Annotated in this window: 20 protein-coding genes, 1 tRNA gene and 1 pseudogene; 10 read left to right on the top strand and 12 right to left on the bottom strand. The window is 53.7% G+C overall.

Going from position 1 to position 24,412, the window contains the following annotated elements; translation table 11 throughout:
* Nucleotides 1–78: 78 nt before the first annotated feature.
* The 3 genes from AC0V6Z_RS07010 (at nt 79) to AC0V6Z_RS07000 (ending at nt 2,036) form a co-directional block, all read left to right on the top strand.
* Nucleotides 79–789, top strand: a complete 711-nt coding sequence (locus tag AC0V6Z_RS07010) for a CoA transferase subunit A (protein WP_472640624.1) — start codon at nt 79–81, stop codon at nt 787–789.
* Entirely contained in the window at nt 786–1,436 is a 651-nt protein-coding gene (locus tag AC0V6Z_RS07005; protein WP_472640623.1) for a 3-oxoacid CoA-transferase subunit B, read from the top strand. The genes AC0V6Z_RS07010 and AC0V6Z_RS07005 overlap by 4 nt, the downstream gene beginning before the upstream one ends.
* A 90-nt stretch (nt 1,437–1,526) precedes the next feature.
* Nucleotides 1,527–2,036 (top strand): MarR family winged helix-turn-helix transcriptional regulator, encoded by a 510-nt coding sequence (locus tag AC0V6Z_RS07000; protein ID WP_472640622.1) that lies wholly within the window; start codon nt 1,527–1,529, stop codon nt 2,034–2,036.
* Between the two features lie 37 nt (nt 2,037–2,073).
* On the opposite strand, the gene AC0V6Z_RS06995 is transcribed toward AC0V6Z_RS07000, so the two are convergent.
* Complete coding sequence (locus AC0V6Z_RS06995; RefSeq protein ID WP_472640621.1) at nt 2,074–3,075, bottom strand: AraC-like ligand-binding domain-containing protein; 1,002 nt, start codon at nt 3,073–3,075, stop codon at nt 2,074–2,076.
* Between the two features lie 201 nt (nt 3,076–3,276).
* Between AC0V6Z_RS06995 and AC0V6Z_RS06990 the strand changes: the two genes are divergently transcribed.
* The 7 genes from AC0V6Z_RS06990 (at nt 3,277) to AC0V6Z_RS06960 (ending at nt 9,757) form a co-directional block, all read left to right on the top strand.
* On the top strand, nt 3,277–3,507 hold the full coding sequence (locus tag AC0V6Z_RS06990) for a hypothetical protein (RefSeq protein ID WP_472640620.1): 231 nt from the start codon (nt 3,277–3,279) through the stop codon (nt 3,505–3,507).
* On the top strand, nt 3,497–5,608 hold the full coding sequence (locus AC0V6Z_RS06985; protein WP_472640619.1) for a TonB-dependent receptor: 2,112 nt from the start codon (nt 3,497–3,499) through the stop codon (nt 5,606–5,608). The genes AC0V6Z_RS06990 and AC0V6Z_RS06985 overlap by 11 nt, the downstream gene beginning before the upstream one ends.
* A gap of 91 nt (nt 5,609–5,699) precedes the next feature.
* The gene (locus AC0V6Z_RS06980; protein ID WP_472640618.1) at nt 5,700–6,716 is read left to right on the top strand and encodes a carbon-nitrogen hydrolase family protein; all 1,017 of its coding nucleotides are present in this window, start codon (nt 5,700–5,702) and stop codon (nt 6,714–6,716) included.
* Nucleotides 6,713–7,735, top strand: a complete 1,023-nt coding sequence (locus AC0V6Z_RS06975; RefSeq protein WP_472640617.1) for a phenylacetaldoxime dehydratase family protein — start codon at nt 6,713–6,715, stop codon at nt 7,733–7,735. Before AC0V6Z_RS06980 ends, AC0V6Z_RS06975 begins: the two co-directional genes overlap by 4 nt.
* 838 nt (nt 7,736–8,573) lie before the next feature.
* A complete protein-coding gene (locus AC0V6Z_RS06970) occupies nt 8,574–8,777 on the top strand; it encodes a hypothetical protein (protein ID WP_472640616.1) in 204 nt (67 codons plus the stop codon).
* A gap of 86 nt (nt 8,778–8,863) precedes the next feature.
* Entirely contained in the window at nt 8,864–9,409 is a 546-nt protein-coding gene (locus AC0V6Z_RS06965; RefSeq protein ID WP_472640615.1) for a ParB/Srx family N-terminal domain-containing protein, read from the top strand.
* 3 nt (nt 9,410–9,412) lie between these two features.
* Nucleotides 9,413–9,757, top strand: coding sequence for a DUF5681 domain-containing protein (locus AC0V6Z_RS06960; RefSeq protein ID WP_472640614.1), 345 nt, complete (start codon nt 9,413–9,415; stop codon nt 9,755–9,757).
* Between the two features lie 43 nt (nt 9,758–9,800).
* Here the strand turns inward: AC0V6Z_RS06960 and AC0V6Z_RS06955 are convergent, their stop codons facing one another.
* The 11 genes and pseudogenes from AC0V6Z_RS06955 to AC0V6Z_RS06905 form a co-directional block, all read right to left on the bottom strand.
* Nucleotides 9,801–10,538 carry a hypothetical protein gene (locus AC0V6Z_RS06955; protein ID WP_472640613.1) on the bottom strand — a complete coding sequence of 246 codons (738 nt, stop codon included), beginning with the start codon at nt 10,536–10,538 and terminating at the stop codon, nt 9,801–9,803.
* A 600-nt stretch (nt 10,539–11,138) separates the two neighbouring features.
* Nucleotides 11,139–12,053 (bottom strand): IS1595 family transposase, encoded by a 915-nt coding sequence (locus tag AC0V6Z_RS06950; protein WP_486176456.1) that lies wholly within the window; start codon nt 12,051–12,053, stop codon nt 11,139–11,141.
* Between the two features lie 665 nt (nt 12,054–12,718).
* Nucleotides 12,719–15,355 (bottom strand): polynucleotide kinase-phosphatase, encoded by a 2,637-nt coding sequence (locus AC0V6Z_RS06945; protein WP_472640611.1) that lies wholly within the window; start codon nt 15,353–15,355, stop codon nt 12,719–12,721.
* Nucleotides 15,348–16,160, bottom strand: coding sequence for a nucleotidyltransferase domain-containing protein (locus AC0V6Z_RS06940; RefSeq protein ID WP_472640610.1), 813 nt, complete (start codon nt 16,158–16,160; stop codon nt 15,348–15,350). The genes AC0V6Z_RS06945 and AC0V6Z_RS06940 overlap by 8 nt, the downstream gene beginning before the upstream one ends.
* A complete protein-coding gene (locus tag AC0V6Z_RS06935; protein ID WP_472640609.1) occupies nt 16,157–17,581 on the bottom strand; it encodes a 3' terminal RNA ribose 2'-O-methyltransferase Hen1 in 1,425 nt (474 codons plus the stop codon). Before AC0V6Z_RS06935 ends, AC0V6Z_RS06940 begins: the two co-directional genes overlap by 4 nt.
* Before the next feature lie 308 nt (nt 17,582–17,889).
* Nucleotides 17,890–19,626, bottom strand: a complete 1,737-nt coding sequence (locus AC0V6Z_RS06930) for a UvrD-helicase domain-containing protein (RefSeq protein WP_486176455.1) — start codon at nt 19,624–19,626, stop codon at nt 17,890–17,892.
* Nucleotides 19,619–21,655, bottom strand: coding sequence for an ATP-dependent nuclease (locus AC0V6Z_RS06925; RefSeq protein WP_472640607.1), 2,037 nt, complete (start codon nt 21,653–21,655; stop codon nt 19,619–19,621). Before AC0V6Z_RS06925 ends, AC0V6Z_RS06930 begins: the two co-directional genes overlap by 8 nt.
* A 349-nt stretch (nt 21,656–22,004) precedes the next feature.
* Nucleotides 22,005–22,080: transfer RNA gene (locus AC0V6Z_RS06920), tRNA-Lys, on the bottom strand.
* 44 nt (nt 22,081–22,124) lie between these two features.
* Nucleotides 22,125–22,580, bottom strand: a complete 456-nt coding sequence (gene folK, locus AC0V6Z_RS06915; protein WP_472640867.1) for a 2-amino-4-hydroxy-6-hydroxymethyldihydropteridine diphosphokinase — start codon at nt 22,578–22,580, stop codon at nt 22,125–22,127.
* A 49-nt stretch (nt 22,581–22,629) separates the two neighbouring features.
* Nucleotides 22,630–23,507: pseudogene (gene aguB, locus AC0V6Z_RS06910) on the bottom strand (N-carbamoylputrescine amidase).
* Nucleotides 23,508–23,551: 44 nt separating this feature from the next.
* Nucleotides 23,552–24,406 carry a class I SAM-dependent methyltransferase gene (locus AC0V6Z_RS06905; protein ID WP_472640606.1) on the bottom strand — a complete coding sequence of 285 codons (855 nt, stop codon included), beginning with the start codon at nt 24,404–24,406 and terminating at the stop codon, nt 23,552–23,554.
* Nucleotides 24,407–24,412: the final 6 nt, after the last annotated feature.

Below are 24,412 nucleotides of genomic sequence, written 5' to 3'. Positions count from 1 at the left end.
ATAAAACTTGATTATTCACGTAAATTGATCCAGACGTGTTGGCAAGCAAAAAATAGATGTGAAGCAAATGAGGGTGTCTTGAAGAAAAAGGTTTTCGGAAACGCAGCGGATGCACTGGCTGGGATCGCCACCGATGGCATGACTGTCATGGCGGGCGGATTTGGCCTGTGCGGGATGCCGGCATCATTGATCGAAGCCTTGCGAGATACAGGCGCTAGCGCGCTGACTTGTGTGTCCAACAATGCAGGAACCGATGGCGAAGGCCTCGCCCTGCTTCTCTCAACCGGGCAAATCCGAAAGATGATTTCATCTTACGTTGGAGACAACAAACTGTTTTCTGACCTCTATTTGTCAGGTGCGATCGAACTGGAGTTCTGCCCCCAAGGGACATTAGCCGAGCGTTGCCGCGCAGGCGGCGCCGGAATTGCTGGCTTTTACACGAAAACAGGCGTCGGCACGGTCAATGCTGAGGGCAAGGAGATCCGCCAATTTGATGGTGTCCCTCATGTCATGGAAACGGGCATCGTCGCTGATCTGGCGCTGGTGAAGGCCGAAATCGCAGACGAAGACGGCAACCTGATCTACCGCAAGACCGCTCGTAATTTTAACCCTGACATGGCGATGGGTGGGCGCATTACCGTGGCCGAAGTTGAACAAATCGTCCCCGCCGGATCGCTGGACCCAGATCACATTCATACGCCAGGCATCTTTGTTCAACGTGTGGTCCAAAGCACGCGCGCCAAACGCATTGAAAAACTGACTGAACGCTCGAAGGAAGTCGCACAATGAGCTGGAGCCGTGATGAAATGGCCGCAAAGGCTGCCGAAGAGATCGAGGATGGATTTTATGTCAATTTGGGCATTGGCATTCCCACTCTGGTTGCAAACCACATTCCGGCGGACCGAGATCTTATCCTCCAATCCGAAAACGGCATGCTCGGAATGGGGCCCTTCCCGTTTGAAGGAGAGGCAGATCCTGACCTAATCAATGCGGGCAAGCAAACCATTACCGAACTCGACCGCACATCTTATTTCAGCTCATCGACATCCTTCGCGATGATCCGCGGCGGCCATATCGATCTTGCAATCCTTGGGACAATGGAAGTCGCCCAGAACGGCGATATCGCCAACTGGATGATCCCAGGCAAGCTGGTCAAAGGGATGGGCGGCGGCATGGATCTTGTCGCTGGTGCGAAACGCGTGGTTGTGATCACCGATCACGTCACAAAATCAGGCGCGGCAAAACTGCTTAAGCAATGCACGCTGCCCCTAACTGGGCAAGGCGTTGTGAAGCGGATCATTACCGATTTGGGCATTTTCGATGTGAAGGGCGAAGGATTGGCAGTCGCCGAAATAGCGCCTGGCGTCAGCCGTGAGCAGATCCAGAAGGCGACGGATGCTGCCTTGCTGGCGTGGCCAGACAAGGAATTGGCATAGCCGCCTGCGCGAACCGACTGGCAACGCTTTTCTTTTTAAAGTTTTGCCGCCATAGACAAGTTGATCTTTCAACTAAAGTTGAGAAGCCTCGTGAATTACACAACACCTGATGTCGATACAGCGACTAGGGATGCATATGCGACCGACGGAACCGAGAACCCAAAGTTCGATGTCCAAACATGGCCATTCTATTGGCTCATTCGCACGCATGACCGGTATCTTGAGTTTCTGGAGGCAGGCCTCAAAACCGTAGAGCTTGATGTTCCTCACTGGCGGGTCCTTATGCTGCTGTCGGGCGACCGCGCGCGCAGTGTCAGCTACCTCGCCAAGGAATCTTGCATCAAACTTTCGACAATGACACGGATTGTCAAACGCATGCAGACAGAAGGGTTGGTTGAGACTCGCCAGCGCGCCTCGGATGCGCGGGTGACCGAAGTCTTGCTGACGCGCAATGGCAGGCGGGCACGGCCGCTGGCCTGGCATCAGGCAGACCGTATCTATGGGATCGCTTTCGACGGAGTCGAAGCCGAAGAGATCGCTCAACTCAACGGAACGTTGCAAAAGATCGCGCGCAACTTAGCGGGCGCCTCTGAGAAGTAGGTGGGCATTTCCGCACATCGGACCTAAAAGACGGCCATCAATGCGCTTGGCCTCCACCGCCATTGCTAAAGCCCCTTTGCTTCACCCACGCCCGCGGACTTGTCCCATAAGCCGCTTTAAAGGACCGGCAAAAGTGCGTGTAGTCGGCAAAACCCCAACGATAGGCAATCTGACTGAGAGTTTCGCTGCCGCCGAGGTTTGATTCCATGTCCATCCTCGCCGCATCGAGCCTTTGCGCCTTAATCCAAGCAGTTAGCGATTGACCATCCTTCGCAAATAAATCTCTCAAATAGCGAGGGGAGATGTTGCATCCCGCGCTGACCATTTGGGGATTAAGCGCCTCGTCCTTCAGATTGTCGAGGATAAATCGTTTTGCGCGCTGCAGATGCTCGATACGCGGCTGTGTGATATCATTTGCGGTAGAATCGAACCTGGCGCCCAGCGCAGTCGAGACAAGACTGGTCAGGCTCCCGAAGACTTGGGGCCGCAGGCCTTCAGGCAAATTTTGCCCAACCGACAGCAATGTTTTCATATTCTGGGCAATAATTTTTGTCAGCGCATCTTGCCCATTGAGACGGATAGGAGCTGCGCCCGCCAACCATCGACAGCGTTCGTGAAAGACTTCTTTCGGCACCTGAAATACCGCTTGCTCAAAAAACGTGTCGAAACGCAGCTCATACGGGCGGTCACTATCGACAAATGTGATGTCACCCTCTGCTAGTTTGATTTCTTCCTGATCTTGCCAGATGGCCCCTCTACCAGCCGTTTGGCAGACAAAAATGTATGACGAGCCATCGCCAGCTCGAATAGCCTTCCGGCTGCGTCGGACAATCTGGGATCCTGCACGCACCAGAGCGATGCCGGTACGCCCGGACCGCAGCAACTCAATCTGGCCCGTGAACTCGTTATCTTGCAACAACTCCGTTTCCAGCGGCAAGAAAGCCGCGTTGACCAAACGATTCCAATGGTCGCCGCGCCTGGATGGCACCACCGCTTCTGTGGTGAAGCGGTCAAGCTGAGATAGGGTTGCGTCGGTCAAGTTGCCATCCTCACAAATTCATTACGTGAATATTCAACATTTTGCGCCGCCAGTGTCAAGTTTCACGGAAAGCATGAGCTAGGTTGATGATGAAGAATCGCGAAAGCACTGGCGATTCTGTCCAAATAAGTCGGCGAACTTTCGAAATTGATTGAGGGCGCAACAGCGGGCTTACCAGGCAGGTTAGAGGGAGTGACTTAAATGACGAGAAACGCACATCTAGCGGCAACCGCCTCACTATTGGCATTGGGTTTTGCTGCAAGCAGCGTCCACGCTCAGGAAATTGGCGGCACCGATCAAACGCAGCCTCAAGAAGAAGCGGAACAAGGCGGCATCAATACGATCGTCGTGACCGCGCGCCAGCGTGAAGAGAACATTCAGGACACACCTATTTCGATCACTGCGTTTGGTGGGGAAGCTCTTGAAAGCTAAGCAAATTTCAAATGTCGGCCAGATCTCTGACGTTACGCCGGGTTTGACAATCAATACATCAGCCGCATTTTCCGGAAGCTCCGCAACACCGGCGATCTTCCTGCGCGGTGTTGGCCAAGTTGACTTCTCGCTCAACACAGACCCCGGCGTCGGTCTGTATGTTGACGGTGTCTATATATCGCGCGCGGTTGGCGGGCTCATTGATCTGGTTGATATTGAGCGGATTGAGGTTCTGCGTGGACCGCAAGGCACATTGTTCGGCCGCAACACGATTGGCGGCGCTGTAAACGTCACTTCGAAACAGCCGGACGATGAGTTTGGTGGCCGTTTGAAAGTGACGACCGGATCCGATGACCGGTTACAGGTTCAAGGGCTGGTCAACATTCCTCTGGGTGAAAACCTGTCTTCGCGCTTTGCGGCAAACTACCACAAGCGTGACGGTTATGTCTTCCGCCCTAATGTTGGGGATTTCCTAGGCGATGATAACAGCTTTTCCGCTCGCGGCACGCTGGCCTTTGACAACGGGCCGTTGCAGCTGACCCTGTCTGGTGACTATTCGCGGCGGCGCGAGGCTTCGGCGCCCTTTATTATCACAGCGCTAGACCAAGACGCTCCTTTCGCAGGGTTTCACAATGCTGTCGTAGCTCCAGCAATCGACCCCACTCTTGCCTTTCCATTGGGAATGATGGGGCCGCCGAGCGCCTGCTTTATCGGCGCAAGCAATCCGGCTTGTTTCAACGAGCAGTCTGTTTCGGTCGGCGTGCCTGGCATAAATCAGGGCACTGGAGATTCCTTCTCTGACCTTGATGTCTTCGGCGTATCATTCACCGCTGAATATGAGTTGTCAGACGCAATCACTGTAAAGTCCATCACGGCTTACCGCGACCTCGACAGCAATTCCACAAACGAGCCAGACAGCGCACCTGTCAGTATCAATTCGACGGTCGACAGTTTCATCTACGAGCAGTTCAGCCAAGAATTGCAATTGCTAGGCACAGCGTTTGATGATCGGTTGAACTGGATATTGGGCGGCTATTTCTTTGCAGAAGAAGGCACCAACGAAAATTTCGTGAATTTTTCCGTCATTGAGATTCTCAGCGGCGGCACCGTCGAAAACCAGTCGATTGCTGCCTTTGGTCAAGCGACCTACGAAATCACTGATAGCCTGAGCCTCACCGCAGGTTTACGCTGGACTAGGGATGAGCGTGATTTTAGCCCCGAACAGCGCGTGCTGCGTGACATCGCAACAGGCATTCCTGAAGGCACGCCGATACTTCCGGTTGTGACCGCATCCACATCCACCACAAAAGTGACGCCGATGGTCAATGTCCGTTATGAATGGACGCCAGATGTCTCGACCTATTTCACCTATTCTCAGGGCTTCAAATCGGGCGGCTTCACTCAGCGCGTTTTCCCTCCAATCTTCCCTGAACCTGGTCAGGATCCGGTTGATGCCATTCCTGCCTTCGATGCAGAGACCGTCGACACGTTTGAGATTGGCCTGAAATCGCAGCTTCTCGACAATACAGTCCAGTTGAATGCGGCCGCCTACACCACAAAGTACAATGACCTTCAGGTGAATGTGCAGCTTGGCATCGCGCCGACTACCCAGAACGCGGCTGAAGCAACGATCAACGGGGCGGAATTGGAATTGCTGATTCAGCCGATTGATGCATTCCAGTTTAACTTGGGTGCGGGCTATATTGACGCGAAATACGACCGATTGGACGCAGGTGTCGTTGGCATCACTCTCGACAGTGCCCTTCCAGGCACTTCGGAATGGACGGTCAACGCCGGAGCCCAATATACCGCCGAGATCGGTGACCTTGGCTCGCTGACGTTCCGCGGCGACGTAAGCACGCGCAGCGAGTTCTTTTTCGATGCAAACAACGAGGTCGGACAAGACGGCTATACAACCGTGAATATTGGCGTGACTTGGGACAGTCTCGATGGAATGTATAGTGCCAGCTTTTTTGGGACCAATGTGACCGATGAACTCTATGCTGTTGCTGGTGCATCGATTCTCAACCCCGGCGGTTTCCAACAGAAACTCTTCGCGCGTGGTGCCGAATGGGGCGCGAGCGTAACTGTCAATTTTTGACGAATTGAGGTGACGGATCGGTCAGGTGTGCGAGCAAATGCAACCTGCGATCCGTCATTGCTGTGATCGTTCGAATTAGAAAGTGGAAGCAATGAGCAAGAGATTACCCATCAAAGTCGCTGCCGTGCAGGCCGCCCCGATTTTCTTCGACCTCGATGCCTGTCTGGATAAAGCAAAGAAATTCGTCGACGATGCGGCGAAGCAGGGTTGTGACCTGATCGCGTTTGGAGAAGCCTGGTTCCCCGGTTACCCATTCCATATCTGGCTCGGTGCACCCGCGTGGGGCATGCAGTTTACCACTCGCTATTTCGAAAATTCTGTTGAGGTGGGGACACCTGAATTTGAGCGTCTGTGTCAAATGGCGCGTGATGCCAATATCATGATTTCGACCGGAATTTCGGAACGTTCGGGCGGCAGTTTGTACCTGAGCCAAGTTCTGATCGGTCGCGATGGATCGATTGTGTCTCTGCGCCGTAAACTCAAACCAACCCATGTCGAGAGATCAGTTTTTGGGGAAGGATACGGCGCAGATCTCGTCGTTTCGGACACAGACATCGGCAGAGTTGGGCAGCTTTGCTGTTGGGAGCACATCCAACCGCTTTCAAAATATGCCTTGTATAGCCAGAACGAAGAAATTCACATTTCCGCTTGGCCTGCCTTTGTCGTCTATCGTGAGAACGCGCATGCGCTGGGCGCCGAAGTAAACATGGCCGCCTCTCAGATATATGCCGTCGAAGGTCAGTCATTTGTCGTGGCGGCAACGAGTGTGATCGACCAAGCTGCGCTCGACTTTTTCAAAGTTGGTGACGAAGTTCCGCCATTCATCGAGCTCGGCGGTGGGTCATCTATGATCTTCGGACCGGATGGCCGTAAGCTAGCAGAATTCCTTTCTGAAACTGAGGAAGGGTTGATTATGGCAGAGCTCGATTTCGATCAGATTGTGATGGCGAAAGCCGTCGCGGACCCGGCCGGTCATTACTCAAAACCAGAGGCCACACGTTTGCTGCTCAATCGCGAACCAATCAGACCTGTCGTTTCACCCGCCGAATATGCGGCCGAAGACACTTCTTCGTTTGAAACAATTGGTGGTCAGGAGGCCTCTGAATGACCAATATCGGGCCTCGTCGTAAGGCGCCGCCGGTTGCAAAACCTGAGGGGTTTGAGCCTCCATACGACGCGTTTGAACCGCGCTTCCGGGATATTGACGATCTGGTTCTGGTGACTTTCGGGATCGAGAATCGCGGCGGCGATGATACCGGTGCAAAGGCCCGCCTCTTGACTGAACTGGGCCATGAAACCGGCCCCAGTGTGCTAGAGCATGGACGCGTAAAGACCGGCTTCGGGCCAAATTGCGAAGTTTGGTTCGCCTATTGGAAGAGCCAATCGCAATATGACGCATGGCTAGCCGCTTCAGAGATTGAGGCCCTGTTCGAGGATAGTGCCTTTTTGACTGGTCCTGTCGGGCTGTGGCGCGAATATTGCCGTATCTCGCTCGATCATAACGAAACCTCAGGCTCCCGTGCGGAGAATGTCAGCGGTATAGCCAATATGGCCGATGCGATGGAGATCACGCCTGACCATGCATATTGGGGCAGCTGCCGCGATAGGATGGTTGCAACAGTTGATGATCAGTTGACAGCTACCGGGGGCGTATCTGACGTGCCAGCCGGTTCATCGCTAGGCCGCAGGGTTAAAGTGCAAGCGCCAGCGAATGCGTGCCTTATTAAGACAACGCAAGATCTTGCCATGATCAATGACGAGCAGTTTGCGAAGTACAAAGAGGATGTCGAACCCGCTTTGCACCGAGGGCTCACTCATATTCGTGAACATGGCGCAGATACCGGTTGCTTCGGTATGCGCTTTGTTGAGGAAATCGGCGGTGCGGAGGCCCCGCAACCACGCACTGTGGGACTTGGTTATTTTGCTTCGCTGAGTCATCTTGAAGAATGGACTCACCATCACCCCACCCATCTTGATATTATGGCCCAATTCGGCGGTATGGTGGAGCAATTCCAGGGGCAACCGGGCCTGCATTTGTGGCACGAGGTTTCCGTGTTTCCAGAAGGCTGGCTGACCGGTGACTATGTGAATTGTTCTGCCGATGGCACTTTGATGGCTTCGGCCTGATTTCCTTGGTCAGTGCCGATGGCACTGCGAAGCTACAGCGAACTTGTCTTGGGATGGCAGAGTTGTCGCGCGGCACGGCTAAACGCGGGTCCGGCAGTGAGGTTTTAACACTCAGTCAATGCAGCTGAGCGACGAGTCTTGTAAGCTTGATCCAAGCAGTTTCTGCACAACTCCTGCTACAGAGAGTATCGCAGACTCCTAGCAATCATTGCATTTCAAACACTTAAAAACGTGGTGCGCCATGCAGTTCGCAGCGAACCAGTCTCGCTTGTTGAATTCCCTGTTATGCAGGGAATTTACAGGGAATTGGGCCTCAGAATCATAATTTCTCCAATTGACGGTCCCAGACTTCCTAGGGTCACACGCAGTCTTCCCTAAGAATTGAGCAGGGAAATCCAGAGCATCATCAGGGAACAATTGGCCTGAAAGCAGGCAAAGGTGCTAACTCATGTGAGATGTCCAAAACGGAATTCGCCTTCTTCAACCGCCCGGTACACAGCTTTGTTCTAGACGTAGTTGACGATGGAGGTCGCGTTCCAGACGAACTGTTTCTCAAGGCCATTCTCGACTCCGATCCTCCGCTCCTCAGCGCGGCAGATATGTCGATGCTGCTGAAGGAGATTGCCCCCGAGGCTGAGAAGCGGGGCCGCAAGGCAAGGTCGGCAAAGTCACCACAAGAGCTCGCAAATTCTCTTCGCCCAGTTCGGAGGGAAGACGTTCCTCAGAAATTTTAGATAGTCTAATTGCTCGCTTTGAGAGCGGTAGCGGCGTTTCACAGTTCAAGCTTAGTTGGGCGTCCCAGAAAGCCCATGACAAGCGCCTTGGTGGAATGTTGGCCGTGGCCATCTATTACCAACTAAGGGAGCTAATTGAGCCTGATGCCAAGGAATTCGCCCATCCGATTTTGGGGACTTTCCCTATCAAGAAGCCGAATGCTCCTCTTAGAGACAAGGCGCTTACGATAACGGCAATGGCGTTGCGAAAGATCAATCGCGGTGGCCATGTTTCGAATGATCGGCTGAAGAACATCATCTCCGAGTAACAAAATGAAAAAAGACGAAGAATTTTGGGACATACAGGGCAGTAGCATTGTGATTGATAGGCCTCCTGATTTTTCAGAAGCGACCAATGAATACTAACAATCACCCGCACATTGAGATTGTCCGCACCGGCTCTCTCAAGCCCAATCCGCGCAATGCGCGCACTCATTCGAAGAAGCAGATCGGCCAGATTGCGGCGAGCATCAAGCAGTATGGCTGGCTCGGTACGATTATTGTTGACGACACCGGAATGATCGTTGCGGGCCATGGCCGTTGGCTCGCTGCGAAAAAACTGAGCCTGCGCGAGGTCCCGGTTATCAAGGCGCAGTTCGTGAGCGATGAGGACCTCGCAGCTCACAGCACAGTAAAGCCCACCGCGCTGATCGCCGACTTTTTGCTCGACTGCTCCAATCGCGGCGACCTGGTGATCGACTGTTGTCTCGGCTCTGGCAGCACGCTGCTCGCGGCGGAGCACACCGGGCGGCGCGGCGCCGGGATCGAGCTCGATCCGGGTTATGTCGATGTCGCGATTGATCGCCTAACCACAGCCAGCGGACTCGAGGCTGTGCTCGATGCCAATGGTCGTTCCTTCTCAGAAGTCGCGGCCGAACGCCGCGTAGGCGCGGCGGGCTGATCGATGAGCAAGGACCGCGAAGACAGTCGTAAGCATGAAGATAACGATGAAGGCGTTGGCTACGGCAAACCTCCAAAGAAACATCGCTTCAAAAAGGAGAAGTCGGGCAACCCGAATGGACGCGCCAAGGGAGCCAAGGGGCTCAAAACTGATCTTAAGGAAGAGCTTACCTCCGTCATAACCGTTAGCGTTGGGTGCAAGGAATATACGGGCACGAAACAGCGCCTCGCACTCAAGGCGCTTTCTATGCGTGCGTCTGTAGGAAACCTCAGAGCCATTTCTCAGCTTGTGTACCTGATCGTCGATGTTTTAGGTGTTGAAGACGAAGGGACCTATATACTTGTGTGACCCATTAAAAAGAAAGCCCAGCACAATGGCTGGGCGTTCTAGGTTAGTGTTCGGTTTCTTCGTCGGGCAGTAGTGCTGCAAGCGCTTCCAACTTGGCGATGAACGCCTTTAGTTCGACAGCTGAATTAGTCGCCCCCGTGACTGCCAGCCCTGCTGACGACAAACTGAAGTCAAGCGCGTCCTTATTCCAAAAGATCACATCTCCTTCAACACCCTTGCCCTTCGGCTGTGGTTTCTCTTGCACCTTGTCTGTCTCCTTGATGGTGGGTTCTGAGTCAGATTCTGGCTGCACTTTCTCCTCATTGCTATAACTTTCGCTATCCTTCAATAACTCCACAAATTGGTTAGTTTCCTGAAAACTCGCAATTGCGGGTTTCATCGCTTTTTCTGTGAAACCTTTTTGTGCAAGAAAGGCGCGAATTGAATTTTCAGACCGCGCTGAATCAGGAAAGCGCTCAAGAATGTCGGCAAATAGCTGGGGGGCTGCTGCTGCGAGCTGGGCAGCCTCGATTTTCTCTCCCTCCTCAATACCATAGATCAGGCTTTTTGCTCTGTCTGTTACCTTGACGTTGCCCTTTCCGGACTTCTCAAGCAAACCGAATTGATTGAGGGCTGCAATCAGCTTGATAGAGCGGCCAGTGAGACCGCTGTAACCAATATCCCTTGCCGCTGCCTCACGACTGATGATATTTTGATGATTCTTCTTATAAATCTCTTCCGCCAGCTCTACCGCTTTTTCAAGACTAATGCCGGGGTAGTTCGGGCTGCGCAGTCTAGCCATAATCCATGCTCCTTGTAATAAAGCATAATTGGCATGTTAAAATTTCTCCGTCAAGATAAAATAACTACTAACACCCATTTTCCGGTTACCAAGGCTTGACCCCATCCGGAGATTGTGCTGGAACGTTTTTGCCGAGTCCCAAAGAGCGACAAGCAGAAAGGTGGTGTTTGTGATGAGAGATGATTTTACGGAGCCAGTAACGATAGCTGGAACGAAAAAGGGCCGACCGTAAGGCCGACCCTTCCTGTTTAAATCGATGGCCAGAAGCCGCGATCCATAACGTCAAGACCTATGGAATCGCATTTCTGGCCATTGAACGCAAGGGTTTTGCGTAATGGTGCATGTTTGCGCTTATTACCGGATCAGGTTTGGCCGTGTAGAGCACGTTCGCTCTCACTGGCGCTCACAGCCCTGATAGTAACCGGTATCGTCAAGGTTTAGATTTCGGTCTAGACTTCATTTCAACACTTTGGCCCCGCTTCGGCGGGGCCTTTTTCTTGTCGAGCCTACGTTTCAATTCTGCGGGGTCTGTCTGCAAAAATCTTTCGAATGCTTCATCGGAGTCCATGTCGAGATACAATGGTTTCTCGCGCTTGTCGTTCATGCCGTGAGTTCCTTATAGGTAAGGCGTCCAGCTGTCTGGGCGAGTAGAGCATTCACTCTATCGCCTTCATCCATTTCGCGGAGATTGAAACGCCAAGTCATTTCACCGAGGTAGCGGTTGATGTGCTTAGGCGAAAGCCAATGATGTGTGCCGATGATCTGGCGTTTGAATATTGCCCAGACGCTTTCAATTCCATTTGTATGCAGAATGTAATGTCGGACATATTCACCCGCGCTGTGATTAACGCGGTGGTGGCTGTAATCACCTTGCAAGCCAAGAAATGAACCATGCTCATCAGTCATCACAGCAGAGCCTTTGGCAACATTGTCACGAATGACCGTTTGCACATTTTTGGCAGATAGGCTTGGCGTGGTGCCGGTGCGGAGTTCACCGCCGCGCTCAAGGATGCCCAGAACAGCAATTTTGCCTTTGCCACCCTGTTTGCCACCAGTCCGCTTGCTGGCGTGCTTATTTTTCTCCTTACCCCCTATGAACGTTTCATCAGCCTCTATTTCGCCGGTCAAGTCGCGATTGAAGGACTGTGTGCGAGCTGCTTCGCGCAGGCGATGTGTCATAAACCAAGCAGACTTTTGGGTTACGCCAATGTCTTTCGCGAGTTGGGTGCTGGCAATACCCTTTTTGTGGCTAGTGATTAGCCAGATTGCGAGCAACCACTTACGAAGCGGGAGTTTGCTATCCTCAAAAATGGTGCCGACACGAATGGAAAAGCGCTTACGGCAATCACCACACTTGTGGCTGCGCTTGTTTGAGAAGTGGTAGATGCGATCCGAGCCGCAATGAGGGCAGAAAGCGCCGTTTTTCCAGCGAATAGCCGTGAAATGGTCAACCGCAGCCTGCTCATCCGGAATAGCTTCCATCATTTGAATTAGGGAATTGAAAGACTGTAGCACTGGGTATCTCCGTTTTGTTACCCAGTTTATAGGCGTTTATTTGACCCAAGTCAATGGGTCACACAAGTATATAGGTCCCAATAAAATAGCCTCACGGCGAATAAGGGAGGCGTACTGCCTCGTGCTCGTGCGTTTTGAACCGCCCGGCTCCAGCCGGGCTGAGCATGAGAGGTATTATATGCGTCCATTGTTATTGGGGCCTGCGATTTTGCTCGTAGGCTGTAATCAATTTACCAATGCTCTTGATGCACCTGAAGTTCAGGCCTGCGAGCATTTCTTGAACGAAACTCTGCGGTCACCAGCAAGCTATGATCGTGTCGAGGTTGTGACCAAGCATGAGTCTATATCGGCTCAGGAACTTGATGAGATCACAGTAAACCCTCCTCTGTTGGCCAACGAGGACCCCGGTCTCCTGTTCGTGAGTATCGAGTACGAGGCGCAGAACAGGTACGGTGCCGTGATTAGAGCCAGCCAGCTTTGCGCCTTTGAGACTGATGGCGGTGAGTTCCCGCCCGGAGGCGATGCGTCATTAATGAGCCAAGCAAGGATGGCTGCGAATTCAACGTCCTTGAGAGACCTAGTCGCATCTGGTGCAGTGGATGGAACAGACCCAGAAGACTTGCCACAACAGAGGAAATACCCTTGCTGCCTGAGGTGACAACCGCTTAGCAAATGCGCCTAACGACAACGCGAAGAACGCGGTATGCAGGGAGTGAAGTGTTAGGTGGCCGTAACGGTCTCCACTTATCAAAGCCTTGGATCAACCGGTTCGCTCTCCATAGCCAACACACCAAAAGCACATTGATGAACGTGGCTGAACGGTGCGTTCTCGACAAATCGATGGAGACCTTCCATGCCAAGTGCGAATTCACGCAGCGCCATCCGGCGTTTCTGACCAAGCCCGCGACGCTTAAGTCGCTTAAGGTTTGCTTAGGCATGTCGTAGTCAGGACCATAGATGATCCGCAGATACTCCTTGCCCCGCACCTTGATCGTCAGCTGGACTAGACCTCTCTTGCCCCGGACTGAGAACTGCAGCGGCTTGACTACCATGCCTTCGCCACCACTGGCGGTAATCTCCTCCCACCAACCGATCGCCTTCTCGACCTGAGCTTCATCGCTCAAGTCGATCACGTGATAAGGCGTAGCCGTGAACAGGCTTGGATCGGCCCCAGCAAGACGATGAGCATGGCTCATGTGCCAGACATGATCCTTGTCTGAGTGCACAGCATTGCCAGACGCGAGCAGATGGAACGGAGCGATTTCGATGTCATCGAAGCTCTCTGTTGCACCGACATAGTGGTTGTAGGCCGTGCGATAGGCGTGCGCATTGGCTTGCCGGGTCGCGGATTGAGCCAGCAAGTCATCAACTGGCAGGCCCCGTGCTTTGGCAGCCTCGAATAGCTGCACCGTTTCGCCGAGACCTGCGACAGACGCAGCCCCAACGGGCGCGTATTGTTGGCTGATGAGACCGCTCGCTTTCAGGTTCCACGGCATGATCTCCGCGTCCCAGAGCGCCCAGTCCGCATCGAGTTCATCCCACATCCCGCATGCCTGCATGGCTGCGTGCAAGCGTTCCACTACAGCCCTCTCGTGCTGCGTATTGGGGAAGAAGCGCCGTCCGGTGCGACTGACAACAATGCCAGTTGAGCCATCGGTCACGTCAAAGCGTTTTGCCGCCACCTCTTCATCGCGAGCGATCGTCACGAGTGCGCGCGACCCCATATGCTTCTTCTCGGCTACAACGGTCTCGACACCCTGGCCTTTGAAATAAGCAAAGGCTTCTTCGGGTCGCTCAAGCCAGCCGTCTTTCTCACTGGTCTCAGGCGGTGACATGGTCGGAGGCAAATGGACGAGCCAACGCGGATCAGCCGCAAAACGGCTCATCACTTCCAACGCCGCGGCGCTTTCGTCTTCGCGCACCATGACGATGCCCATGTCGCGGGTCTCAATCGCCTGCTTGCCAAGAACATGCGAGATGTTGAGCTTGCCAGCATCCTGATCGTTGCCAATGACCTCTGCGTCCAGCGGTTTGATAGGCTCGTAATAGGTCTTCTCTGCCGGAACTTCGACAAGTTCCATCTCAGGGTATTGCAGCGCAGTCAGCTTGCCGCCGAAAACGCAGCCCGTGTCGATGCAGATCGTACCATTAGTCCAATGAGCTTCAGGGACTGGCGTGTGACCGTAAACGACTTTGGCTTTGCCTGAATACTCAGCCGCCCAGTTATAGCGCACAGGAAGACCATATTCATCGGTCTCTCCCGTTGTTTCGCCATACATGCAGAAACTGCGGATCGCCCCCGACGCACGGCCCTGCATTTCTTCCTTCAGACCAGCGTGAGCGACAACGAGGTTGCCGCTATCGAGAACGTAGTGGCTGATCAGGCCATCGAGCCATTCACGCATACCTTGTTTGAATTCATCGCTTTCGGATTCAAGCTGATCGGCCGTTTCGGCAAGGCCATGGGTGAGCTTGACCTTACGCCCATCGAGGAAGCGCTTAAGCTTATCATCGTGGTTGCCAACGACCGCCAAGGCGATGTCGCTACCGACCATATGCTTGGCGATCCGCAGCACGTCGGGCGAGCGGGGGCCGCGATCCACCAGGTCGCCTACGAACACAGCCTTGCGTCCTGCAGGCGCTTGCACCTCGGGTTCGCCGTCTTTCCATGAAACTGAGTAGCCCAGTTTTACCAGCAGGGTCTCAAGCTCGTCAGCGCAGCCATGAACATCGCCGATGATGTCGAACGGGCCAACCTCTTCGCGCCTGTCATTCCAAAGCTTGGCGCGCGAGATCTTCACGGCGTCAATTTCTTCGACCGAGTTCAAGACATGCGTCGCGCGGATACCCTCGCGCTTCATGTTGCGGAACGAGCGCTTGAGATCGATCATCTGCCGTTTAACAGGACCCGGCCCAAACTGCCGATCTGGCCGTTGCTTGTTGCGCTCAATCGCGAGGCTTTCTGGTAGCCTGAACACGATTCCAACAGGAAGAGCGTGCCACTTTCGTGCAAGCGCCACCATAGACTTTCGCGCAGCCGGCTGGACGTTGGTCGCATCGACCACTGTCAGCTTCCGGTTTTTTAGCCGCTTTTCGATGATCGCCTTGACGATGTCGAAGGCATCACCGGTTACGGATTGATCGGTCTCATCATCGCCAACCCAGCCGCGTGCTTTGTCTGAAGACACAACCTCGGTCGGTAAGAAGTGCTTTGCCGCAAATGTTGACTTGCCCGTGCCTGATGCACCGATCAGCAGGACCAGCGCGAACTCGGGAATGGAAATCTCTTTGGTCTCAGTCATGGTTCGTGTCTTTGATAATTTCTCTGAAGAGCCGATCCGCTTCCGGGCGCAAATCAACCCTGCTCTTTTCAATGTCTGATGCAGCGTTCCGGGCGTGCTCAAATTCGGTTTGGACAAGCGCGTCGATCAGTGGTTCTCGCGATCCAGTGCCTAGCTCTTTCGCTTTGCTTTTGGCCTCGAGAATGCTGGCCAGCCGTTCCGTTGTTTGCTCATCCAGATCACAGCCATCGAGCAATGCCTGAAAGTTCATCGGAGGAATGACCTCTGGGTGCGTCCGGGTCCAGCGGATCGCCATCGCAGGCCTCACGACATAGAGATACTTCTTGAGACTGATCTCATCCCGTCCATCGATGTAGGTGTTCCACTGCCGCTCGCCGAGACGACGATAGTGATTCAGGCAAGCTAACCCATGCGCAACCTGTTGGCTGAAGTGGATGAGCTTCTCACACAACTCGTCATGCCAGAGGTATCTGACCGGACTGGATAGCCATTCTAGCAGGACAGGGTTTGGCTTGAGCAAAAGCCCGAGCGCCTTGCGGACATCCCAGCCGTTGACGTCCCAATCGTCTTCAATGGGTCGTTCAATGACGTCCCGCCCAGGGTGAATGGACAGATACCAGTCGGCCGGACGCGCATAGACGAAGCGAACATCATAGTCGCTGTCCGGGGAGGGAAAACCCCAAGCCCTGCTTCCGCTTTCGATCGCGAAAAGGATGCGCACGCCTTCTGCCTGCTCAACGTCACTAAGCTGAGACATGATTTGGGAGCGGATTTCCGGTGAGATCGAAGACTGAAACTCCATCATTTCGAGCCTCCATCACTTCGACGGAAGACAGCCATCTGGGTCGGCGCGCCGTGGTCTTCGTGGACTTCGCCGACGGCAGTGAAAGACACGTCATAGCCGAACTTCTCCGCCTGAGCCTTCGACCAATCCTCAAACTCTGAGCGCGTCCACTCAAACCGATGGTCGGGGTGACGTAGCGCGCCAGGTTCCATGCCCTCGAAGAGCACATTGTATTCGCTGTTGGGTGTGCTCATCAACACGGTGCCAGGTTTTGCATAACCGAAGAGCGCATCGGCAAAGGCGGGAAGCCTCTCGGCATCCATATGCTCAATCACCTCGACGACGGTCGCGGCATCAAAACCCTTCAGGCGGTCGTCACGGTAAACCAGAGACCCTTGCACTAGCTCAATGCGCTCGCGCTGATGATCGCCCATTCGCTCTAGCTTCAGCTTCTCCGCAGCAATGCCGAGAACTTGTGGTGCGACCTCTAAGCCCAGGATTTTGCGGAACTGAGACTTCTGAACCAGCCGCTTGAGCAACTTACCTTCGCCGCACCCAAGGTCGAGCACAGACGAAGCGCCAGACCTATCGAGTTCAGCCATGATCGAAAGTATACGCTGCTCGTTCAGCCGAATTGGTTTCTCTATAGCGTCTTCAGCTTGATCCTTCTTCGCCATTGCTTCGGCAGGTTCCGGCTCAACACTCTCGTCGAGCCGCCTGAGAGCGGCACGCGAGAGCGACCGAAAGCGCAGGTAGCGCTGTGCGATAAGATCTTTGTGCGGATGTCCTTCGAGCCAGCCTTCGCCCTTACGCAGCAGCTTCTCCACTTCGTCATCGCCCATGTAATAGTGCTTGTTGGCATCAAGGACTGGGATAAGGACGTAGAGGTGGCTGAGCAGATCACCGATCTTATGACTGCCGCTGATAGTAAGCTTCACATATGGACTGGTTCCCCACTCAGGATGCTGAGGGTCAAGCTCAAACGGTTCTACCGCAACCGAATAGCCCAGTGGCTCGAAAAGCTGTTCGACAATTTGCCTGTCGCCGCGCACAGGTAACGGAGCAATCGTCGCCTTGAGTGGGATGGAAGTCTCAGCCAGTTCCTGCCTATGCTTCGATCTGCCGCTGAGCGCCGTCCCAAACGCTCGGGAAAGCGCGACAGAAAGCAAGGACGATGCGGCATAAGGCCGGTCATTCACATACTGATCTTCAGCGCCGCGGTGCCGCCCCTTCCCGCGAACCAGTTGCACCGGATCAATGTCGAGTGACAGGGCTACCGTGCACGCGTCGTCGGATGCTTCGGGAAAGAACACCGTTCCCTTCCCAAAAGAGAGATCAACCTCATGCAAGTTGTCAGGGTTCTTCATCAGTAGGAAGCCCAGATCAGATGCCGGTTTGTGCGTCGTTGAAATCGTCAGCAGCATGTCACCAAAAAAACCCAATAAAAAACCCTTCCGGATTGTCGTATCCGAAAGGGCGAAAATCACTCATCAATTCCAAGAAAAGATCAGACTTCGCCCACCACTCCCAAATTGTTCTGGCGGGGCAATTGCGCGCACAGCAACTCTCGCGAGTAAATCGCGATTGTAAAGCTTGTCGGGCTGTGAGGCTTTGTCAAAATCATAGGGGCTGTTCGCGTAGCGAATGCAGAAAGTCAACCGATTGCGGTCTAGATGAAGTCTGACAAGCGGCATAGCTTCATCTTTGAGCGCGCGCGGCCAATGGCTAGACTACATCCTATCTGAAAGACTCAAAGATGTAGTTGATCAATGTTCTCATCACCGAACCAATTTGCGAGAGTCGCGAGGGCGTCAGCGGATAACTCTTGAGTAAACAGGAGTGCAAGTCGCTTCTTTGCTCTGGAACAACAGACATAAAATAGGTTCCGGTTCCGCTCATATGCCTCCTGCTTGCCAACCGGCACTCCCGTTTGGGTCCATTCTAGCATCTGCCCAAAGTTGTACTTATTCCAGCCCCTGCCAACGACCACCAGAACGTCGTCAAACTCAAGCCCTTTTACGCCATGCTTAGTTTCGAAAGGAGAATGTCCAGACAGATAGCGGGTTAGGCCAGCCACCTCGGAGTATGGAAGCATCCTCAAGGACTTTAGCTCGCCAATTCTCCGATCAGGATCGTCAACTTCAGCCTGTTCCAAAAGCATTTGATCAAGCTTCAGCACGTCATCAGGAAGTGGAATGACTTCCGCGTCATTTATGAAACTCAAGACCTCCCCTATCGATGCATTTGTCATCAACTCATTCAATTGCTCCATATGCTCGGACCAGCGCACCTTATCGCCAGCGCCCTTTATGCTTGGAAGTTTGGACGAAAGGGCGTCCATCATCCCCCCATATCTTTTCTCTGAGAATGCGATTCGAGCAGGTTCTATTGTGCGTGTAAGAAACTTGAGGTGCGGTTGATCGGGAAGGAGAAAGTCATCGTTGAACGTGAAGTTGGAGGCTATTCCTAGATAGCCTTGCTCCGTCGCTAGTCCCTTGTGGGTGAGCATCAATATTCTTGAAGACGAGTCGTTCAAATCCCACCCTTGATCTGTCAGATTTTCGAGAACCAGTTCGTAGGCCACTCGAGCCGCGGTGGCTGGCAAATCCCCTTTCCAATGTCCTCCGCCTTGCCCCCCTCTCCGTTCGCCTGTCCAACCATTCGTGTGAAAGGCTTTGATCGACCCAATGCTATCGGGATCCTCTGGAAATTGCGGTAGTTCTGGCCGCATCTGATTGAGCTTGGCAACGATCGTGCTCGTGGATCGAAAATTTGCTTCTTTTCCGATGGTGGCGATGTTGGGGTGATCAATTTTTCCGCATCCAGGTCCATAGATCTTCTGCCAATGGTCACCAAAGAAACCAAACTGAGGCCCAGTTTCCCCTTCAATGAAATGCTCGACTATTGCGTTTGCCCATTGAATGTCTGTGTCCTGATATTCGTCGATGAGGATCACAGGGAACTTTGCGGTCATGATTGTGCGAAACTTCGCATGCTGCATCATTTCAACAGTGAGCGGTATCACATCATCGTGATGAAGCGAAACAACGTCATCTGTAACGAAGCGAAACCCAAGATTGTATTCGATCCGTCGATCGTCGATCTCACCGACCTCCTCGAGTTTCGGTACCCAGGCCTGAAGCTTAGTCACTTCTTCCAACAGTTGTCTTTGGAACGGGCTTATAAGGTGCCAGCAGAATGAGTGGATTGTTGCGACTTCGATTAGAGGATGATTATCGATCCGTTCTTCGATCTCGTCCTTTGCGGCGTTCGTGTAGGTGATACATGCGACACGCTGTTGTTTTTTGGCAAACTCGCCTTGGCGCTGATCTATTAGCCAACGTAATGCTCTGACCAATGAATATGTCTTTCCAGCACCCGCTCCGGCTTCCAATCTAAAGGAGTGACGCGCCTCCAATTGATTGATCACTTTCGTCAATGCCTCTCGACTCGCTTTTTCAGCGGGAGATAGATCCTGGTCAACCATCGCTAGCACCAACAGCAGCCCCATCGCCGCCCGTGACGTCTGTCCTCAGCCAAACTAGACCATCTTCAATGTACTTAGGCGTCTCCCACTCATTGTCATAAACGGCATAGTGTAACGCAAACGCGGATTTTTTCTCTTGTCCGGCGAGGCGTTGCGCTTCTTTTTCAGCGTCGATGGCGTTGTCCTCAACGAGTTCAAATTTTTCGTAGTTCTTTAGAACAAACGCGTCTTCAAACGTCCGCCCGCATGCACCCGAGTGATGTTCGATTGTTTGATAGGCAATACGAAGCTTGCCATCAGTTTTGTCAACTTCGCTCTTGGAATGGAGGCTTGCCAACTCGCATGGGTCCTCGCCGAACCAGTTGCGGAGCGTGACGTTGCTCGTTCTGCCCCCTTCAGAGACCACTTTCCCCTTCCATTGTCCCGCCCCATCGTCTTGTCCGACCGCATCGACGTCGGTGACGATCAAGGTCTTAAGCTCGAGGAATTGAAGGAACTCGAAGAAATGGTGCGCGTATGCTCCGCCAACTTCGATAAGGGTGATGTACTGAGCCGTCGCTTCTGGTTTGCCATCATCAAGAGGGGCGAGTTTGCCAAGCATAACCGGGACCATAAGCCTTTCACTCATTCCCTCGACAAGAATTGCCTTGTCGGCAAAAAAGAGATCGCAACGAGTTAGCGTTATGTATTTGTGTAGGAAATCTCTGACCCCAGGATCGATATCTTTCAGTCCTTGGCGAAGATCTTTCACCGTGGCCGTCCGAATTCCGTCAATGCCTGAGGATTGAGCGCAAAGGAAATAACGAATGCACTCAAAACCCGCCTCATTGGCAATGTGAGACGAGTGAGTCGAAACAACGAATTGTACGGGCCACGACTCCGCGGTCGCGTCGGCTTCGACTAGGTTGGTAACCAGTGCCTCCAGTTGGCGAATGAAGACTTCCTGCATTTGAGGATGAAGATGCGCTTCCGGTTCCTCAATAAAGATCACCTGCATGCCCGGAGTTTCATCTGCGGAACGGTAACGTTTGAAGAAACTAACGATCCGCATGAGAATCAGGATCAGGTTGCGCACGCCTAGGCCGTTGTATGACTCCGGGAGCGCAATTCCGGAGTGGCCTTTGTATCTGACTGTCGTGAAGTTTGAGATTAGGCGGGCCACCTCAAGAGTGATCTCTGTTAGCAACTCGGTGTCATTCAAAGCACCGAAACCAAACGTGCTTAGTTGCGGTAGGAGCTTGTCGAGTTCTCCCCTGACGTTCTCCTCTAACGTTGCTTGGACATCTTCAATGGCTCCTTCGAGAGACTCAGCCAGTTGTCGATCATTTGGATCTGCATTCGGTTCTCGTGCGGCCAAGAACAGTTGTTCCAAGACTCGCCCTAAGATGTCAGCTTCACCTTGAGACTCGTCGTCAAGTCCGCGCTGCGCGTTGATAAAGCCTGTGTTGAGCAGCGAAGATAGGTTCGACGGGGAGATCGTGCCGCGGTTGGTAGAATCATTCGGATCCTCAGCCCACATTTCAACTCCAAAATTTGCCTTTAGTCGATCTCGAATCAGTTGCAGGAGCTTCCTTTGGTTCTCCAGAACATCAAGTTGACCAGGAGCGTCAGCGAAGAGATCCACTATTCGCCCATCCTTGAGCGAGAATCGCAAAACACATACCGCCACATCAGCGGCAGGATCCAAGTCGACTATAAATGGAGACAAAGCACCATAGTCTGGAACCGTTGGATCATATTTAAAAAAGAGTCTTAGTTCGATTGCCGGAAGAAGCTCTCTGACTTCCTCTTCAGGCCTTCCTTCTGCATAGGCCGCAGCCGCGCTAACAAAGTCGGAATAAGATGCGGTGGAGAAGTCCTCGATCGCGAAACTCTTACCTCGATCATCTAAGAATCTCCTGAGAATCTCATAGAGTGAAGTCTTCCCGCTGTTGTTTCGTCCTACGACTACGGTCGTCTGGTCCTCGAGGTCCAATTCTATGTCAGACAGAAGGCGAAAGTTCTTAACTCTGATACGGTCAATTTTCATACTTGCACCCTGTCAAATGAAGGGGCGTGACCTGCATCAAGCGTGCAAGAATGCCTCCTCAATCGTAACTTCACGTCATCAAACTTGAGACCGCTTTATAATATTTTGTAGCAAGTATTCGATTGATTAATTTGTCAATCAAGTAATTATAGCAGTGATCAAGGAATGCGTTGCCGTTAACAACATTGGTAGCAAATTCCAGAGCCGCCGAGGGTGGGGTCCTATACCGCATGCGGACAGGAAGTTCTTGAGAAGGACCCTCGGTTCAGTCAGCAGCGCTCACGTGCTTACTCCGTGATTGCTGGAGTAGCACTACCGAAACTCAGAATGTCCTAAGTTATTGCAAAGGTGGTGAGTCCTGCTGGGTTCGAACCAGCGACCTACTGATTAAAAGTCAGTTGCTCTACCGACTGAGCTAAGGACCCACACATGGCATGGAATCGCGCCGCAAGCAGCGCTGCCGGAGCGCTCACCTAGATAGAGCGCGCTGCCTGGTCAAGCGTGCATTGAGCTGGCTTATAAAAAGTCCGCTTAAGGGATCGCGCCAAGTGGGCGCAATTGCCGCGGCGGGTCCGAGCACAAAGCGGCGTTCGTGCATGCGTGGATGCGGGATCGACAGCCGTTCGCTGGCCCATATCCCCCCGCTCCAAAGAATAATGTCGAGATCGAGCGAACGCGCACGCCAGCGCCGCCCGCGTCGGTTTCGGCCGAATTCCCGCTCAATATTCTGCAAGGCGTCCAGCAGAGCAAGAGGTGTATGCTCGCATTCGATAACGGCGGCCGCATTGGCATAAGTGCGCTGGGACGGACCAATCGGAGCGCTCGCTATGATCGGAGAGACAGCGAGCATATCGCCAATATCGCCGAGCGCTGAAAATGCTGTGCGCACCACCTCTCGCGGCGGGCCAATGCCCGGCACGCGCATATTGGAACCAAGCGCGATCAGGTAAGTGTGAGCGCTCAAACCGGCGACCTCAAACGTCTTCAGCAATTCTGCCATAAAGCTGCGGGCGGCGATCTCTAAAAAGCCCATGCCCGCCCGGTGCTTCGCAGCGCGGGCAAGATCGAGCTCTGCGATCAAGACGCCGCTCTCCTCCGCACCATATTCCGCCACCAGATCGCCCCACTCATCACTGATGAATGAATGGCCGTAGAAATTCTGCACGGCCTCAGCCGGGCCCTCTACGTCGATACGGTTGCTGGCGACCACTGGCATGCAATTGGAAACGGCATGGCCGACCATCGCGCGGCGCCACATGCGGCTGGTGTCCAGCTCTGCGTCGTAAGGTTCGGAGCCAATTGCCGTTGGATAGAGCAGCACTTCTGCGCCCTTCAGAGCCATCACGCGGGCGGCCTCTGGATACCATTGATCCCAACAGATGCCTACGCCGATGCGCGCGGTTTCTCCGCCGCCCAGCGGCACATCCCATACTTTGAAACCGTCATTGCCAGGACGGAAATAGAACTTTTCCTCATAGCCTGGGCCGTCGGGAATGTGGCTCTTGCGATATGTCCCCATAATCTCGCCATCGGGGTCGATCACCGCGAGAGTATTGTAGTAATGGTGGCCGTCACGCTCAAAGAAGCTGGTCGGGATCGTGACTTTGAGGCTCGCCGCTAGCTCACGCATGGCGATGACGCTCGGATGCTCTGCCGTTGGCCGTGCGAGCGCGAACAGCGCCTCATCTTCCTCACGGCAAAAGTATGGGCCAGAGAAGAGTTCGGGCGGCAGAATTAGCTGAGCGCCCTTAGCTGCAGCTTCCTTCACCAGAGCGCCGACGGCGGCGATGTTCTGAGCTTCGTCCTTGTGTCCAAGGGCAAGCTGAAGGGCGGCGACGGTAAGCTGGGTCATCGCGCGGATTTACCTCGTTCTGCTACTGCCGCCGCTGTTAGCGATCATTCAGCCTTCTTGAACAACAGCGTCATGCGATCGCTCTCACCAATCGCCGTCAGCTCCTCACGCCCCTCATCACCGCCAGCAAAGCTGGGCGGCAAGGACCACACGCCGTTCGGGTGATCGGTGGTGTCATTGGGGTTGGCATTGATCTCAGATGTATCGACAAGTTCAAAGCCTTGACCCTCGAAATAGGCGATCAGTTCCGCCTGCTTGAGGTAACCTGCATTGCCATCTGCAAACTCATCGCTCGCATCCGCTTTGGCGCGGTGCTGGACCACGCCCAGCATGCCGCCGGGCTTCAAAGCCGCTTTGAGGGCAGTGATTTCGCTATCATCAATGCCCCAACGTTTGAGGTTGTGCATCATGCGAAAGATCAGCACGCGGTCGACCGTGCCATTCAGCTCCTCAGGCATCGCATTGCCGAAATAGAACGGCAATTTCTCCGCCGGAATGCCAAGCGATTCAGACTGCGTCACCGCGAAAGTTTCGCCGCCCTCGCGCACGCGGGCAACGAATTCCTCGCCAATGCTGGCGCCCGCCTCTGGTGGGAAGCCAACCGCAATATAGCTGCCCTCATCGCTCATCAAAGGCGCCAGGATACGCGTGTACCAGCCGCCCCCTGGCGCATATTCGATGACAGTGTGATCGGGTTGTACCTGGAAAAACGCCAGCGTCTCAGAGGGATTGCGAAAGGCATCGCGCGCCTTGTCATCCGCGCGCAGATCAGCGGCCAGCACGGTCTCCAGCGCGCTGCCCTGGGCCGCTGTTTCAGCGCCGCCGCTCTCACCCGCATCAGGCGCACAAGCCGACAGGGCAAATGCGCCCGCGGCGGCTAAAGTCAGAGATCGCATCATGGGTTT

Source organism: Erythrobacter sp. SN6-5, assembly GCF_057364945.1.
This window is presented reverse-complemented; position numbering and strand designations above follow the sequence as displayed.

Bases quoted from the DNA above. Each gene is read 5' to 3' on its own strand.
- AC0V6Z_RS06940 (WP_472640610.1), bottom strand. From the start codon at position 16,160: ATGATGGAGTTTCAGTCTTCGATCTCACCGGAAATCCGCTCCCAAATC.
- AC0V6Z_RS06975 (WP_472640617.1), top strand. From the start codon at position 6,713: ATGACCAATATCGGGCCTCGTCGTAAGGCGCCGCCGGTTGCAAAACCT.
- AC0V6Z_RS06930 (WP_486176455.1), bottom strand. From the start codon at position 19,626: ATGGTTGACCAGGATCTATCTCCCGCTGAAAAAGCGAGTCGAGAGGCA.
- AC0V6Z_RS06955 (WP_472640613.1), bottom strand. From the start codon at position 10,538: ATGGCTAGACTGCGCAGCCCGAACTACCCCGGCATTAGTCTTGAAAAA.
- AC0V6Z_RS06925 (WP_472640607.1), bottom strand. From the start codon at position 21,655: ATGAAAATTGACCGTATCAGAGTTAAGAACTTTCGCCTTCTGTCTGAC.
- AC0V6Z_RS06905 (WP_472640606.1), bottom strand. From the start codon at position 24,406: ATGATGCGATCTCTGACTTTAGCCGCCGCGGGCGCATTTGCCCTGTCG.
- AC0V6Z_RS06965 (WP_472640615.1), top strand. From the start codon at position 8,864: ATGAATACTAACAATCACCCGCACATTGAGATTGTCCGCACCGGCTCT.
- AC0V6Z_RS06945 (WP_472640611.1), bottom strand. From the start codon at position 15,355: ATGACTGAGACCAAAGAGATTTCCATTCCCGAGTTCGCGCTGGTCCTG.
- AC0V6Z_RS06990 (WP_472640620.1), top strand. From the start codon at position 3,277: ATGACGAGAAACGCACATCTAGCGGCAACCGCCTCACTATTGGCATTG.
- AC0V6Z_RS06980 (WP_472640618.1), top strand. From the start codon at position 5,700: ATGAGCAAGAGATTACCCATCAAAGTCGCTGCCGTGCAGGCCGCCCCG.
- folK (WP_472640867.1), bottom strand. From the start codon at position 22,580: ATGCGCGTGCCGGGCATTGGCCCGCCGCGAGAGGTGGTGCGCACAGCA.
- AC0V6Z_RS07005 (WP_472640623.1), top strand. From the start codon at position 786: ATGAGCTGGAGCCGTGATGAAATGGCCGCAAAGGCTGCCGAAGAGATC.
- AC0V6Z_RS06960 (WP_472640614.1), top strand. From the start codon at position 9,413: ATGAGCAAGGACCGCGAAGACAGTCGTAAGCATGAAGATAACGATGAA.